Below are 14,476 nucleotides of genomic sequence, written 5' to 3' on the forward strand. Positions count from 1 at the left end.
TACAAATTGTGGTAGATTTTAGATTTTTGAAGTCAACGATTTAATAAACACGTAGCCAAAACCTAGAAATAACATGAGGTGAAAGGGAAACAGCCCGAAATCGCCACCTTGGTCGCCAACCACAAATGCGCTGTACATACCAAAGGCGAAGTAGAGCATGAGGGCACCTTCAAAGATAACGTGTACCGAGATTGTTTTTTTGAGGTATTTGTTGTTTTTCCAACCGTCTTTTATCGTGCTTATATTGAATTTTGGCGTGCGTATAAATTCGCTTTTTTTGCCCAAGTGGCCTTCTAGAACAGCAATGGAATTGTGCAATGAAAATCCCATGGCTATGGAGAAAAACACAAAAAACAAACCTATGTAATTCATAAAGTTTTTTATACCACCGCCGTAAATTCTGCGGTACATAATCCAATAGCAAACAAAAAATATTAGGGTGCTTATTACAAAAAAGCTCATCACTAAAAAATAGGCTTTTAAGTGCGTGTATTCGTTTTTTATATAAAGCATGGGGATGCTTAAAACAGCTACGATAAGGATGTTTAAAAACATGGTGCTGTTAAGTAAATGCAGCAGGCCGTGGATTTTGGTTTTTACCGAAATATTTTTGTTTTTAAGTACTTTCCAGAGCATTTTCTTAAAGTTTTCGGCGCCGCCTTTGTTCCACCTAAATTGTTGCGAGCGTGCTGCGCTAATGGCTACGGGGAGTTCTGCCGGTGTTTCTACATCTTCAAGATATTTGAATTTCCAGTTTTTTAATTGGGCGCGGTAACTTAAATCGAGGTCTTCGGTTAGGGTGTCGCCTTCCCAATTGCCAGCATCTATAATACAGGTTTTGCGCCAAACGCCGGCGGTTCCGTTAAAATTTATAAAATGCCCTTTACTGTTTCGGCCTACTTGCTCCAATGTAAAATGCGCATCTAAAGCAAAGGCCTGAATTTTTGTTAACACCGAAAAATTGCGATTAATGTGCCCCCAACGGGTTTGTACAACCCCAATATTGTTGTCTTTAAAATAAGGAACGGTGCGTTTTAGCCAATCTTTTTTTGGTAGAAAATCGGCATCGAAAATGGCAATAAAATCGCCTTTGGCTGTTTTTAACCCTTCTTTAAGTGCACCGGCCTTAAAGCCTTGCCTATTGGTTCGGGTAATATGTTGAATGTCTAAACCTTTGGCTTTAAGTTTATCGATTTGATTTTTTGTGGTTTCAACAGTCTCATCGGTTGAGTCGTCTAAAACTTGGATTTCCAATTTGTTCTTTGGATAGTCGATTTCGGCAATGTTGTCGAGCAAACGCTCCATAACATACATTTCGTTATAAACGGGTAATTGTATGGTTACAAAAGGGATTTCTGCCGGGTTTGACAAATTGAAAGTTTCGCAGGATGTATTGTTTTTTTTAGAAGATAAATAATTAAATAGTAGGTTTAGTTGAGCCAAAGCATACATAAATATAAGCAATAACGCGATGGTGTAAACAACTATAATTATGGTTTCTAAAATCATTTTTTAATACTGTATTTAAAAATCCAACCTAATATTTTAAAGCCTGCAAATATAGCACCTTTTACGGTTCCGGAAACTTTTGAAACGCCAATTCGGTTTCTGTAATTCACGGGTATTTCGGTGTATGTTAGTTTTTGCTTTAAAGCTTTTAGTTGCATTTCTACCGTCCAACCATAGGTTTTGTCCTCCATATTTAGATGTAATAGCTTTTCGTATTTAATGGCTCTAAATGGCCCCAAGTCGGTAAATTTTGCTCCAAAAAACAAGGTCATTAACCTGGTAGATAGCCAATTGCCGAAAATTTGGGGAAACGTCATAGCGCCCTGTTCTCTCAGTCGTTTTACACGCGCACCGATTACAAAATCTATATCATCATCAATAATTGGGGCTACAATTTTGGTTAATTCATCCGGGTAATCGCTGTAATCGCCATCTAAAAAAACTATTACATCTGGTTTTTTATTTTGATTTGCAATGTATTCCATTCCTTTTAAACAAGCGTATCCGTAGCCTTTTTGGGTTTCGGTTAAAAGGGTTGCACCTGCTTTTTTGGCGTTTATTTCGGTGTTGTCGGTAGAGTTATTGCTAACCACAATAATTTCATCAACTATATTGGGAATATCATTAATAACATGGGTAATGGAGTCTGCTTCGTTATAGGCAGGAATAATGACTTTTATACTTAGGTTTTGCTTGGTGCAGGTTTTTATCATTGTAGGTTTAGTAAATTGTTTTCTCTTTTAAATGATTTTAAATCTGTCCATGTTTTAATTTTTATACCGGCTTTATATTTTGCGGCAGAGACTAATTTTTCGTTTTTATACATTAAGCAATAGCCGTTCTTTTTGTTGCGTTTAAGTTGGCATTTATGGTTTATTTTTTCTGAAGCATCATAGAATAACCACCAGTTTGTTTTTTCGCCTTTTGCAAAATGCCCTTCACTTTGTTTTGTGCCGTTTTCGGTGTAAAAATACCAATATTTTATAGGTTTGTTTGCTGAAAAATGACCTTCTTTTTCAATGTTTCCGTTTTTGTAAAAGAATTTCCAATAACCATTTTTTTGATTGCTTTTTATCCAGCCTTCAGATTTTAAAATGCCGTTATCAAAATAATTTTTTTGATAGGTTTTTTGAGCTGAAGCCGATATGCTGATTAAGATTAATATGAAGATTATGTTTTTTTTCATTTGAATAGCTGTTTCGACGGGCTCAACAAGACATTGTAATTTTTTTTGCTTTGTTTAAGTAGTTGTCAATTGTGTTCAATGTATCAACACTTTGAACAAAGACAATTATGAAAACTGATGTAAGTCTGAGCTTGTCGAAGACTGATCTCGTGTATTTGGATGCCCATATTCAGTATAGTTTTTTGAAAACTCAATTAAGTCTTTCCAGTTTTCGTTAATTAAAGCTTCTTTTTTCTTATGAGACCAACCTTTAATTTGTTTTTCAATTTTAATGGCTTCTGTTGGATTTGTGCATTCTAAATACCAAACAAGTTCAATTGGTCGTCTTTCGAATGTATAACTATCTTTTTTGTAACCCGATTTGTGTTGATTGACTCTCCTTTCCAAATCGTTTGTCATTCCTGTATAAAATGTGTTGTCTGAGCAAAGTAATATGTAAACGTAATAAAATTCCATGTTTTATTTTTTTGCGCTTCGACAAGCTCAGCGTGACATTATAGTTTCAATTTGTCTTTATAATTAATTTAATATCTACTAATAAATTTGATGTTTTTTTGCCAATAATGAAAACTGATGTCGGTCTGAGCTTGTTGAATACTTTTTATTCCTGATTCACTAAATCCATTAAATTTACATCGTTCCCAAGTAAAACATCGGTTGGATTGATACGTCCTTTTTCCGGGCCATTTTCCAGTTTTAAAACACCTCGCGGGCAAACAGCGGCACAAATGCCACAACCAACACAACTCGCTCTAATAATATTTTCGCCTTTTTGTGCATAGGCGCGCACATCGATTCCCATTTCACAATACGTGGAACAATTACCACAAGAAATACATTGGCCGCCATTGGTTGTTATTCTAAAACGCGATTTAAAACGCTGTACTATACCTAAATAAGCCGCTAACGGACAACCGAAACGGCACCAGACCCGATTGCCAAAAATGGGATAGAAGCCTGTGCCGATAACCCCGGCAAATATGGCACCGATTAAAAAGCCGTAAATATCTTGTATGGTTTGTGTTTTAATGCCCAATACCGCCTCAGCTCCCGAAAAATAGGAGTAAAGTGTAAAGCCTGTCATTACTAAAGCAAATACCAGAATACCATGTACCAACCAACGTTCCAATTTCCAAGCGCTTAACGATTTATCGGAGAGTTGTCTGTAAGGGTCGCCCAAGGTTTCAGCTAAACCACCACATCCGCAAACCCAACTACAATACCAGCGTTTTCCAAAGAAATACACCATTACCGGAACAATAACCAAGGTTAATACGATGCCCCAAATTAAAATAAACAAGCCCAAGCCACCGCTATTTATAAGTTCATCAAGGTTCCATTTAAAGAAGAAATCGTAATCCAACGGGAAGGCGTTTTTAAAATCGTACCAAGGTTTTTCAAAACGCACTAAAATCTCTGGAATTAAAAAGGCAAACACAATTTGAAAAAACAAAACCGATGTGGTTCGTAATATTTGGTATTTATTGTGTCGGTACTTTATGTACATTCTTACCGCCATAACTACCATAACCACGCAATACAAAAATCCGTATAAAAACCATTGGCTTGCTGGATTTCCGTTTAAACTTTCACTTATGGGATCAACAAGGTAAACCCAGTTTACAGTATAATCGGGCCTGAAATAAAGCAGGATATAAAAACCCACCAAAAATATAAAGGCGAACCAACCAATCCACCCGCGATTGGTCGCTGCACTATGATAAATACCATTGTTTTTAATGCCTGCAGGCCCTAAGGTAATAACCTTTGGAATAATAAATAACAACGCGCCAATAATGCCCAAACCAAAAGTGAGCCACCAAAACAGCCATTTGTTTTCTTTAACCATGCCGCTTCCGGCGCTTTTGGCTATTTGGTAAGAAAAGCTGTGTGGCTTATCCCAAATAACTTTATTCCATTCGCTATTTTGTTTGTGGGTTTCGTTTGCTGTTTTTAATGCCGATGTGATTTGAGATGAAAATGAAAACGGGTTTGTAAACTCCTTCTCAACCACGTTCGTTTTTAAATCATCAATAAAAAGCTCACTTTTAATCTCTTTATTTGCAATTATTTTGTTGAATGATTTTGAAGTCAACTCATATTTTCCCAAAAATATCAGTGCGATAAATATAGCGAGACCTGTTAAAAATAAACCAAGTCCTATGTTTTGAATGTTCTTCATTAAAATCTTTTTTTATTCCCTTGAAGAAGGGAAACTATTTATGAGGCTTGAAAAATACGTTTCCAACTTTTCTTTTTCAGTTGAATGTTCGTGTTGTTTTCGTGGTTGAATTTTGCAACGATTTCCGGTTCGTACAGTTTGTAAAACTCGGGGTCGAAATTTGCATCGGCCAAATGTTCTAAAACATAATCTACTGAACGTTTTTCGGTTAAAACCTTATCGAAAAACTCGTGACGCATTCTAATTCCGAAGGTATTAATTCCAATAAACTCACGGGTATTTTTATCGTAATTTATATGAATGCATTTGTTGCCTTTATGGTGTTCCCAATAAAAACGGGCTTCGTTTTCTTTTGGTTGCGCCCAAACCCAACCGTAGGTTTGGTATTCAATATCAAAAAACTTGGCCGAGTTAAACCAATGCCCGGGTTTGTATGCAATGCGGTTGCCGCAAATGGTTTGCGCTACGGTTTCTCCCATCATGCGTCCGGTGTACCAAACGGCTTCAATGGGTCTGCGTAGATCAATGCCTTCGTGTTGTTCGGCGCAATCGCCAATGGCATAAACATCGGGGATATTGGTTTCTAAAAACCGATTTACTTTTACACCGCGATTCGTTTCAATACTTCGCCCAGGCTCAGTACGGGTTTCAGATTCTTTTAAAAAATCAATATTCGGTGAAACACCAGCAGTTAATCCCACCACATTGCAGTCAATTTCTTCGCCTGTTTCTTCAATAATCACCGATTTTACCTGGCCGTTTTCATCGGCTTTAATTTCTTTTAAATTCACGCCTAATCGTAAGTCGATACCGTTTTTTAAAATTTCGCGGTTAATCATTTCGCTTTCGCCTGGAGGTAAAACACCATTCCAAAAACTATGTTCCCGTACTAAAAAAGTCACTGGAATATGTCGCGAATGCAACATTTCAGCAAGCTCAATACCTATTAATCCGCCACCAACAATTACGGCGTGTTTACATACTTTATTGTTGGGCGCATATTTTTCAAGATTATCTAAATCCTGTTTGTGGTACATACCCATAACGCCTTTTAAATCTTGCCCTGGCCACCCGAATTTATTGGGTTTGCTGCCCGTGGCAATTATTAGTTTATCATACTGCAAGGTGTCTCCATCGGCAAAATGTAATGTTTTGGCCTTTGTTTCAACAGTTTTTACATAAGCATTTTTAAGGTCGATTTTATTTTTTTTCCAAAACCAATTCTCGTAGGGTTGGGTGTGCTCGAACTTCATATGTCCCATATACACGTACATTAGCGCGGTTCGGGAAAAGAAATAATCGGTTTCGGCAGATACGATAGTGATTTTTTTATCGGAAAGTTTTCTTATATGCCTCGCAGCGGTAACGCCCGAAATGCCATTTCCTATTATAACAATGTGCTCCATATTTAGTGATTGTGTTGTAGTTGGTCGAAGTTAAAGATAATAACTTATATGGAAGTTGTTAATTTAGAATTGCTTTAAATTATAAGGGTTTTGTAAGGATTTAAAAATTTTAAAGACGCAAAAAACTTTTTTTCAACCATGTAAGTAAGTTAACATTTTAAACGACTTAGGTGGTGTTACTTTGTAAACATTAAATTGAATTACATGAAAAAACAAACAATTATTTTAGCAATTATTTTAGTGAGCTTAAAAGGGTTTACGCAAGATGTGAATGTTTTTTTTAGTAAGGCTGATACTTTTTTTAGAACTTATGTTGATGAGGGGAAAGTAGCCTATTCTGGCATTTACAACAATCAAAGAAGCTTGAATGAATTGATGGAATTGGCCGAAGCTGTTTCGGTTTCAAAAGCAGATGCTTTAGTCTATCAAGCCTTTTGGATTAACGCTTACAACCTGTCTGTTATAAAAGGCATTATAGATAATTATCCCACAAAATCGCCTTTGGATAACGCTGGTTTTTTCGATAAAACAACGTATAGTTTAGCTGGAAAAAACATCACTTTAGACGATATTCAAAACAAGTTATTAAGAGCCCAATTTAACGATGCCCGCTTTCATTTTGTGTTGGTTTGTGGTGCCGTTGGTTGTCCGCCATTAATAAATAAAGCCTATTTGCCAAATACTTTTGATGCGCAATTGGAAATGCAGACCAAAAAAGCCATAAACGGTAGTTTTTTAAAAGTGAATACGAAGAAAAAGCGTGCACAGGTATCTCAAATCATGGAATGGTATAAAGAAGATTTTACATTAAACGGGAAAACCGAAATCGATTTTATAAACCAATACCGAACCAAAAAATTAGAAGGCAAGTACAAATTAAGTTATTTTCAATACGATTGGGCATTAAACAAACAATAAACTCATTTCCATGAAAATGGTAATCTTTTAAATTATAACTAAATAATAACAGATTTCCGTTTTCACGGAAATAAAAAAAAGTATTTTAAATGAAAAAAACAATAGCATTACTCGTAATTTCTGTAATAGCATTTACCGGGTTTTCACAAGAAGAAGAAACGCAAAAAAGCAACATTCAAACCTATACGCCATCAAAATTATTAAAGAAAGGGCAATGGGACATTAAGTTTTTCAACAATTTATACACCCAAACCAAAGTGGCAAACGGTAGTGGCGATGTGTTTAAAAACGAACCGCGGGAAACCTATTTCACATCAACAATCGATGTGTTTACGGGTGTTTCAGAAAACAATAAATTAAATATTGGGTTGCTTATTGAAATGCGCTCCAACGTGGTTGGGAACCGAAAAGCCCTCGATGTTTTTAAGTTTGATGGCCAAACCAATACGGCACGTTCGGGCATAACTTCTTTTGCGCCCGCCATCAAATTCAATCCGTTAAAAAATGTGAGCAACTTTACAGTTCAAACCGCATTTCATATTCCTTTGGCTGATAACGAAACCGAAAATTCAGTATTTTTAGACCAAACGGCTTACACATTTCAAAATCGTTTTTTCTACGATTACACCTTCCCGAGTGGCGATTGGCAACTGTTTACAGAGTTGAATACCGAGTATAATTTTGGAGAGAAAACCAGTTTTGCCGATAAAACATTTGTGTTGGCTCCAGGTGTGTTTTTAAGTTATTTCCCCAATCAGGAATTTACCATTTTAGGCTTTGCACAACACCAACAACGTGTTGGCGATTTTAAACAAGATTTTACGGCATTGGGTTTTGGCGGAAAATATCAATTAAACAAAACCTTAAATCTAGAAGTGCTTTACAGCAATTTTGTTAGAGGCAATACTACGGGTTTGGGGCAATCTTTTAATTTAGGTTTGCGCGCACTATTTTAATTAATAATAGAAGTTTCTTAATCGCCATTACTTGAAATGAGTTAAGCAGATGTAACTTTTTTACGCTAGCTTTATAGGGTTTTAAATGAAGAAAATAAAGTGCATATTCGTTAGCTTTTTGGTTTTTGTATCTTGTTCTAAAGATGCAGATGATAACCTGTGCAATACTTTAGAAGCTTACATTTTAAACAAATCTTTTGAAATGGGGGCGGTTATTGCTTGTGCGGCAAGCGATGCAAACACCAACGAGGTTTTAACCTTTTACTACCCAGAAATTGGCGCAACCAATATTCGGTTTTATGAAACTGGAAGCGCTCTAATTGATGAAAACAATTTTTCAAATTACAAGCAAATAGCTATTAAAAGCGAACCTTTTTTTAATGGTTATTTAGGCAAGTTTACGCAATTATCTGCTAACGAAAAATGGATAATTGTTACCTTTGAGTTGAATAGGGAAATAAAAATCTCAAAACCAATCCGGTCTAAACAAAACACAAAACCAACCGTTTGGAACGATGAGGTTTCTATAAATCAAAATGTTTCAGGAATGCCTAATTTTACATGGGAAGATGATGCCTTTGGCGATAATGCCATATATTTTCAAGTGGTTTCAAATGCGCAAAACAATTTACTTTCGGGCACTTATACTTACGAGAATCATTTTCAATATTACAACACCTCAAATGTGGTTTTAAATATCACCACGCAAACACCATTTGCTTTGGTTACGGGAAATAATTATAACTTTACATTAATGGATGTTAGTGAAGATAATTGGGTAAATGGGGTAATTCAAAAAAACTTTGAAGCACAATGAATAAAACTCTAACCTTTGTATTGGTAAGTTTGTTTAGCGCAGGTTTGTTTTCGCAGAATTATACGGTAGCCGATTTAAAAATTCAGGGTAATAAAAAACTTAAATCGTCTTTCATCAAAAAAATTTCATCTATTAAAACTGGAGAAAAGTTGGATTCGCTGGTTATCGAGCAAGATATAAAACGCTTAAAACGATTGCCCTCGGTATCTCACGCGTATTTTCAAGTATTTCACTCTAATGATAATACCTGCAACGTGTTCTATAATATCGAGGAAAACTTATCCTTAATACCATCGGCAAATATTTATACCACCAATAATGATGAGTTTGCGTACCGTTTGGGCTTGCACGAATTTAACTTATTGGGGCGAAACATTGGTTTTGGCGGTTTCTATCAAAAGGATATTTACAGCAGTTACGCCATAAATTTTAGAGCGCCGTATTTGTTTTGCAACGCATTGGGATTGGCCGTAAACTATCAAGATTTAACAACCCAAGAGCCCGTTTTTTTTGATAACACGACGGCCGATTATAAATATAACAACCAATCTTTAGAGATTTTAGGATTGTACGAGTTTAATTTTAATAATAAACTTGAACTCGGAGTCAACTATTTTGTTGAAGATTATTTATATAAATCTGGCGCTACAAACCCCAATGTGCCGCAGCAATTAAATGTACATAAATGGTTGCTTAAAAGTATTTACGAATACAATAATCTGGACTATTTTTATCAATATGTGTCCGGTGTAAAAAACCAATTTAACCTTCAATATGTAACCTCGACCAACGATATGTTGCCCGATTTTTTTATAAGCTGGAACGACTTCTTTTATTTCAGACGATTTGGAACAAAAGGTAATTGGGCAAACCGATTGAGATTGGGGCTCTCTAAAAACGATAAAACCCCATTCGCACCTTTCTCGGTAGATAATAATTTGAATGTTCGCGGCGTAGGAAACACCATTGATAGAGGCACAGGTGTTATTGTTTTAAATACCGAATTCCGCTATACCATTTACGAGAAAAATTGGTTTGTTTTACAAAGCAATGCTTTTGTTGATGCTGGTTCGTGGCGAAATCCAGGGGGCGATTTTGGCGATTTTAGTAAAGACGAAAACATCAAAATATATCCAGGTTTGGGGCTTCGCTTTATCCATAAAAAAATATACAATGCCATTTTTAGAATCGATTACGGTTACGGTTTAACCAAAAACGCAACCAAGGGTTTTGTGTTTGGCATAGGGCAGTATTTTTAAAGTATTTAGGGTGTTACCCCTTCGTGCCTTGGGGTCGGGCTTTCACAAGTCGCTCTCTGCGAGGAGCTCCAACAAACTTGTGCTTAGCGCAGTCTAAGTATGCTCAATCCTTAACGCACCAATCTGCCAAAGTAAGTTTTAAAACGCAAAGTCTAGTTAATTCAAACACAAACAATTATTTTTGAAAAAAACGATTGTAATATGAAAACTTATGCAATAGGCGATATACACGGTGGCTTAAAAGCGTTGATTCAGCTTTTTAATAAAATGGAAATTAAAGATGGGGACAACCTTGTTTTTATGGGCGATTACGTTGATGGCTGGAGCGAATCGGCGCAGGTTGTTCAGTTTTTAATCGAGCTTTCCCAAAAATTCAACTGTATTTTCATAAAAGGAAACCACGATGTTTGGGCCCAAGATTGGTTGCGAGATAACACCGTTAACCCCATTTGGTACATGCACGGAGGTAAAGAAACAATGGATAGTTATGCCTGTTTTTCAGAACGCATAAAGAAACAGCATTTAGCCTTTTTTGAAAGTATGCCGCTTTACCATATCGATGCTAAAAACAGGTTGTTCGTACATGCCGGATTTACATCTATGCACGGAGCAGAAAAAGAGGTTTTTAAAGAAAGTTTGTATTTCGATAGAACCCTTTGGGAAATGGCTTTAAGCATGGATAAGCGTATTGAAAAAGATTCTACTTTATATCCAAGACGATTACAGCATTATAGCGAAATTTTTATTGGGCACACGCCAACCATTAATTTTAATGTTAACGTGCCCATGCAAGCCGCAAATATTTGGAATATTGATACGGGCGCTGCTTTTACAGGGAAATTGTCTGGGATAAATATCGATACAAAAGCGTTTTTTCAGAGCGAAAATTTACCTCATTTATACCCTAATGAAAAGGGGAGGAATAAGAATTAACTCTCCCAAACCTCGTTTCGTTTTTTTTGGGTTTGGCGTTTTTGTTTTTTTTTAGAATTTTAATACTTCGTGGGCTTGTCTCGAAGTGTTTTATTGCTCAATGCTCTTAAAATCCTTTATCGCTCGATTGGGTTCCATAACATTATAGCCTTTCCAAAAACTGGGGTCGTATTTTGGCAAATAGGTTGGGGTAACTTTGGCTTTTTCAGTAAAGTTGTTAAATGCGGTATCGGTAATCGTTTCGTTTTCAAAAACCACAAGTTCCTTTTTGGTGATGTTCGATACGATAAAATGGACATCGGTAGAAATCTCATTCTGTTTTCTTCGGCCTTTTACATGCTTGTTTTTTTCAATAATCTTTAACGGGCGTTTTATTCCAAATTTATTCCCGCTTTCAGCTTCGGCATATTTTAATGCATATTTGTTTAAAGTGTTTTTAGCATAAATAAAGGTGCCTTTTTTTAAGTGTTCGCTATACGAGATGCCCAAAAGCCTGAAGTTTTTCAGGTTTTTTACATTCTGGTAGTCCACTCTTACAATGGCAAAATCGTCGGTATTTATATATAAAACACCTTTAAAATTTTCTTTCCGTTTTGGGGCAAATGTTATTTTATAAACAAATTCACCATTTAAAAAAAGGTAGTCTAAAAGCTCGAATTTATAACGGTTGGGTTTTTCAAGAAAGTTTAAAAACGAATCTTTAAAAATAAAACTACTGGTTTCTAAACTTGCAATCCCCCATTTTCTGTATGTTAAAAAGTTTTTTTTGCGTTCGCTCTCCTTCTTTTTTTGGGCTTCAATAAAAGCTTTGGTTTTTTCAATGTCTTTATCGGTTTTTGTGTCGCCAAAAAGCGATGAGTCTATGTCCTCTTTGGTGCCGAAAATCCCAGATTTAATCTTGAAATAAGAATCTCTTTTAACGTGTTTTTTAAATATGTTGTTAAATTTTTCTTCTAAACCTTCAAATGAGATTTCATTGTTTTTATCGTAAAGGTTCGAGGCCTTTATTATGTCTAATTTCAAGGCATCCTTAATAATGGGCTTTTGGTATAAATCCCCTAAAATTTCTGTATGATTACCAGATTTTTTAGGCATAATATGTAAAATACTATCTACAAACTTTTGGTTTAGTTCTGGGATGGTAGTTTTTTTTATTTTAATTGTGTTTTTAAGCATGTTGTTGTAGTCTGATTGCCTGTAAAAGAGTCGGTTTTTGCTAAACTCGAAATTGTAATTGGTTGCTAAGTTTTCTTTGGCTTTTTCTATTATTTCGCCTGCTGTATATTTTTTGTTGGAAACCAAAACCTCATCCAATTCAATAGATTTTTGGCGTAATACAATAATGCTATCCGTTAATTTTTTTACTGCAATACGCTTGGTTTCGTACCCCAAACAATTGATGGAAAGCGAATCGTTTTCAGATGTTTTTTTATTCAAATACATTTGAAACACCCCATTTTCATTGCTAATAACCCCAGATTTTTTGTTGAGTTCTATCGTGGCAAAAGCAATAGGTTTTTGTGTTGTAGAATCAATCAATTTTGCATGAATGGATTCTTGCGCATTAAATAACTGTAACGTTAAAAAGGCAAATAAAATTAGGTGTAATTTCGGCTTCATAAAAAAGTCTGTTTGCTATAAAAATAGACGATTATGCAACCCATATGTAACATTTAATCTTTTGTTAAGTGAATTTTATCACTTTTTAACACTTACATATTTTAGGTAGTATCGATTCAATTTTTCGGGCGAAGCACCCAACCGTTTTTTTAAATGAATGGTCCAATAATGAAATTGCAATCGCCAAACACCATGCGTTTTATAGTGTCTTGCCGATGTTGTTAACCATTTTTTAATTACCACAAATTGCTTGCGAGCGTATAGTTTTGCAATTAAATGGTTGTCTTCGTAAATTTTAAAATCCTCATTAAAACCTTCTATGGCATTAAAAAGCGATTTGGTAATAAACAGGCTTTGGTCTCCACCACGACACGACCTAAAAGGCAGTCGCGTTAATTGGCTAGCAAGTTTTAACCACCAATGGGTACTGTTAAATTTCATGATAAAACAACCGGCGTTGTTGTTTTTTTTAACCTGTTCAATAATATGCTTATCAAAATTTTTAGGTGGCAAAGAATCGGCGTGCAAAAAATACAGAATGTTGCCAATGGCGTTTTTAGCACCCAAATTCATCTGTTTTGCGCGACCTTTTGGAGACGCCATAAGTTTTATAATATGGCGGCTACATCCTGAACTTGTTTCAGGGTCTGTGTTATGGTTTTTTTGTTTTTCAATAAAAAAGCGCACTATATTTTCAGAGCCATCGGTACTGCCGCCATCAACAACAATAATATCTGCAATATTTTCTTTCGAAGCATTTTTCAATAAATGATTCAACAGCTTTTCAATATGTTCTGCTTCATTTAATGTTGGTATAATTATAGAGATTTGGCGTTTCATGTTATGTTTTTAGAGACCTGTTAGTCCCAACGCTTCGGGATTAAAACCTAACAGGTCTAAATATTTTTATTCATTCAAATCCCAATTATAGCTTTTGTAGCTTTTTTTCGCTTTCGCGGAAATTATAACGTCTGTATATTGGTTTAAAAAGTCAATCAAACTTCCGTTTTGTTTAAAGTCTTTAGCGAACCACTGAAATATTTTTGATAGTTTTAAATTGTTTTCTGTAATTGAATTTCTTTCGGAATCGCTTAAAAAGTCTTTTGTAACTTTAGTAAGTTGCTCATCTAAATTTGAAGCTGTAAAAGCTTCGTTTAATAATTTCGGACAAGAAACAGAGGCGCAAACAATAGCAAAATGAATTCGGGGTTCGTTCATTTTACGTAAAATCTCATGTTCAATCTCATTTAAGTTATACTCAATGTTAACTGTTTTCCATAAACGCTGCTGCCATGGTTTTTTTATGTTTTTAATGCTTTTTAGGGGGTAGTTTCGCAAAATTAAATCAATTGTAAAAGCATTGTAAGCGTTGATCCAAAAAGCAAGTTTTTCTTCTTTGGAAATAGTGTTAAAAGCACCATTCGCATAAAATAAGCTTAAAACGTAAATATAGTCGAGCAGTTTTTTATGTTCGGTTTTAAACGATTTGTAATCAACATTGCCATTTTCTGAAACGTGTTTCGCTAATAATTCATCCCATAATTGATGAATTTTTACGGATTCAGTTTCCTTTATAAAAGTATCATTATCCACCTTTTTTTGACCAAAACATAATGTCGTAAAAAACAGTAAAAATAGGATGTTTATTTGATACATGATTTTGTTAAAATGATTAAAGAGCGATTATTGC

14 protein-coding genes are annotated in these 14,476 nt (G+C 35.3%); 5 read left to right on the top strand and 9 right to left on the bottom strand.

The window, feature by feature from the left end; all coding sequences use genetic code 11:
- Positions 1–18: 18 nt before the first annotated feature.
- From ACFSQS_RS11770 to ACFSQS_RS11795, 6 genes are all read right to left on the bottom strand, one after another.
- Positions 19–1,509 (bottom strand): cellulose synthase family protein, encoded by a 1,491-nt coding sequence (locus tag ACFSQS_RS11770; protein ID WP_388018941.1) that lies wholly within the window; start codon positions 1,507–1,509, stop codon positions 19–21.
- On the bottom strand, positions 1,506–2,222 hold the full coding sequence (locus ACFSQS_RS11775) for a glycosyltransferase family 2 protein (protein WP_388018944.1): 717 nt from the start codon (positions 2,220–2,222) through the stop codon (positions 1,506–1,508). The genes ACFSQS_RS11770 and ACFSQS_RS11775 overlap by 4 nt, the downstream gene beginning before the upstream one ends.
- Complete coding sequence (locus ACFSQS_RS11780; RefSeq protein ID WP_388018947.1) at positions 2,219–2,695, bottom strand: toxin-antitoxin system YwqK family antitoxin; 477 nt, start codon at positions 2,693–2,695, stop codon at positions 2,219–2,221. The genes ACFSQS_RS11775 and ACFSQS_RS11780 overlap by 4 nt, the downstream gene beginning before the upstream one ends.
- A gap of 105 nt (positions 2,696–2,800) precedes the next feature.
- Complete coding sequence (locus ACFSQS_RS11785; RefSeq protein ID WP_388018950.1) at positions 2,801–3,151, bottom strand: GIY-YIG nuclease family protein; 351 nt, start codon at positions 3,149–3,151, stop codon at positions 2,801–2,803.
- Positions 3,152–3,296: 145 nt separating this feature from the next.
- Positions 3,297–4,877, bottom strand: a complete 1,581-nt coding sequence (locus tag ACFSQS_RS11790; RefSeq protein WP_388018953.1) for a 4Fe-4S binding protein — start codon at positions 4,875–4,877, stop codon at positions 3,297–3,299.
- Positions 4,878–4,915: 38 nt separating this feature from the next.
- Positions 4,916–6,283, bottom strand: a complete 1,368-nt coding sequence (locus tag ACFSQS_RS11795; protein ID WP_388018956.1) for an NAD(P)/FAD-dependent oxidoreductase — start codon at positions 6,281–6,283, stop codon at positions 4,916–4,918.
- A 204-nt stretch (positions 6,284–6,487) separates the two neighbouring features.
- On the opposite strand from ACFSQS_RS11795, the gene ACFSQS_RS11800 reads away from it, so the two are divergent.
- The 5 genes from ACFSQS_RS11800 to ACFSQS_RS11820 all read left to right on the top strand — a co-directional run bounded on the left by ACFSQS_RS11800 (position 6,488) and on the right by ACFSQS_RS11820 (position 11,166).
- Complete coding sequence (locus ACFSQS_RS11800; RefSeq protein ID WP_388018959.1) at positions 6,488–7,201, top strand: DUF547 domain-containing protein; 714 nt, start codon at positions 6,488–6,490, stop codon at positions 7,199–7,201.
- A gap of 89 nt (positions 7,202–7,290) precedes the next feature.
- A complete protein-coding gene (locus ACFSQS_RS11805) occupies positions 7,291–8,157 on the top strand; it encodes a transporter (protein ID WP_388018962.1) in 867 nt (288 codons plus the stop codon).
- 85 nt (positions 8,158–8,242) lie between these two features.
- Positions 8,243–8,974 carry a hypothetical protein gene (locus ACFSQS_RS11810; RefSeq protein ID WP_388018965.1) on the top strand — a complete coding sequence of 244 codons (732 nt, stop codon included), beginning with the start codon at positions 8,243–8,245 and terminating at the stop codon, positions 8,972–8,974.
- On the top strand, positions 8,971–10,233 hold the full coding sequence (locus tag ACFSQS_RS11815; RefSeq protein ID WP_388018968.1) for a POTRA domain-containing protein: 1,263 nt from the start codon (positions 8,971–8,973) through the stop codon (positions 10,231–10,233). The genes ACFSQS_RS11810 and ACFSQS_RS11815 overlap by 4 nt, the downstream gene beginning before the upstream one ends.
- A gap of 201 nt (positions 10,234–10,434) precedes the next feature.
- A complete protein-coding gene (locus ACFSQS_RS11820; RefSeq protein WP_388018971.1) occupies positions 10,435–11,166 on the top strand; it encodes a metallophosphoesterase family protein in 732 nt (243 codons plus the stop codon).
- A 90-nt stretch (positions 11,167–11,256) separates the two neighbouring features.
- Here the strand turns inward: ACFSQS_RS11820 and ACFSQS_RS11825 are convergent, their stop codons facing one another.
- The 3 genes from ACFSQS_RS11825 to ACFSQS_RS11835 form a co-directional block, all read right to left on the bottom strand.
- Entirely contained in the window at positions 11,257–12,786 is a 1,530-nt protein-coding gene (locus ACFSQS_RS11825) for a carboxypeptidase-like regulatory domain-containing protein (RefSeq protein ID WP_388018974.1), read from the bottom strand.
- A 78-nt stretch (positions 12,787–12,864) separates the two neighbouring features.
- Positions 12,865–13,626: a TIGR04283 family arsenosugar biosynthesis glycosyltransferase gene (locus ACFSQS_RS11830; RefSeq protein WP_388018977.1), complete on the bottom strand. Its 762-nt coding sequence runs from the start codon at positions 13,624–13,626 to the stop codon at positions 12,865–12,867.
- Between the two features lie 66 nt (positions 13,627–13,692).
- Complete coding sequence (locus ACFSQS_RS11835; RefSeq protein ID WP_388018980.1) at positions 13,693–14,379, bottom strand: DUF547 domain-containing protein; 687 nt, start codon at positions 14,377–14,379, stop codon at positions 13,693–13,695.
- Between the last annotated feature and the right edge of the window lie 97 nt (positions 14,380–14,476).

It is taken from the genome of Gelatiniphilus marinus (assembly GCF_042684345.1).
GTDB lineage: Bacteria > Bacteroidota > Bacteroidia > Flavobacteriales > Flavobacteriaceae > Gelatiniphilus > Gelatiniphilus marinus.

Coding starts and splice junctions, on each gene's coding strand:
- ACFSQS_RS11770 (WP_388018941.1), bottom strand. CDS start 1,509: ATGATTTTAGAAACCATAATTATAGTTGTTTACACCATCGCGTTATTG.
- ACFSQS_RS11775 (WP_388018944.1), bottom strand. CDS start 2,222: ATGATAAAAACCTGCACCAAGCAAAACCTAAGTATAAAAGTCATTATT.
- ACFSQS_RS11780 (WP_388018947.1), bottom strand. CDS start 2,695: ATGAAAAAAAACATAATCTTCATATTAATCTTAATCAGCATATCGGCT.
- ACFSQS_RS11785 (WP_388018950.1), bottom strand. CDS start 3,151: ATGGAATTTTATTACGTTTACATATTACTTTGCTCAGACAACACATTT.
- ACFSQS_RS11790 (WP_388018953.1), bottom strand. CDS start 4,877: ATGAAGAACATTCAAAACATAGGACTTGGTTTATTTTTAACAGGTCTC.
- ACFSQS_RS11795 (WP_388018956.1), bottom strand. CDS start 6,283: ATGGAGCACATTGTTATAATAGGAAATGGCATTTCGGGCGTTACCGCT.
- ACFSQS_RS11800 (WP_388018959.1), top strand. CDS start 6,488: ATGAAAAAACAAACAATTATTTTAGCAATTATTTTAGTGAGCTTAAAA.
- ACFSQS_RS11805 (WP_388018962.1), top strand. CDS start 7,291: ATGAAAAAAACAATAGCATTACTCGTAATTTCTGTAATAGCATTTACC.
- ACFSQS_RS11810 (WP_388018965.1), top strand. CDS start 8,243: ATGAAGAAAATAAAGTGCATATTCGTTAGCTTTTTGGTTTTTGTATCT.
- ACFSQS_RS11815 (WP_388018968.1), top strand. CDS start 8,971: ATGAATAAAACTCTAACCTTTGTATTGGTAAGTTTGTTTAGCGCAGGT.
- ACFSQS_RS11820 (WP_388018971.1), top strand. CDS start 10,435: ATGAAAACTTATGCAATAGGCGATATACACGGTGGCTTAAAAGCGTTG.
- ACFSQS_RS11825 (WP_388018974.1), bottom strand. CDS start 12,786: ATGAAGCCGAAATTACACCTAATTTTATTTGCCTTTTTAACGTTACAG.
- ACFSQS_RS11830 (WP_388018977.1), bottom strand. CDS start 13,626: ATGAAACGCCAAATCTCTATAATTATACCAACATTAAATGAAGCAGAA.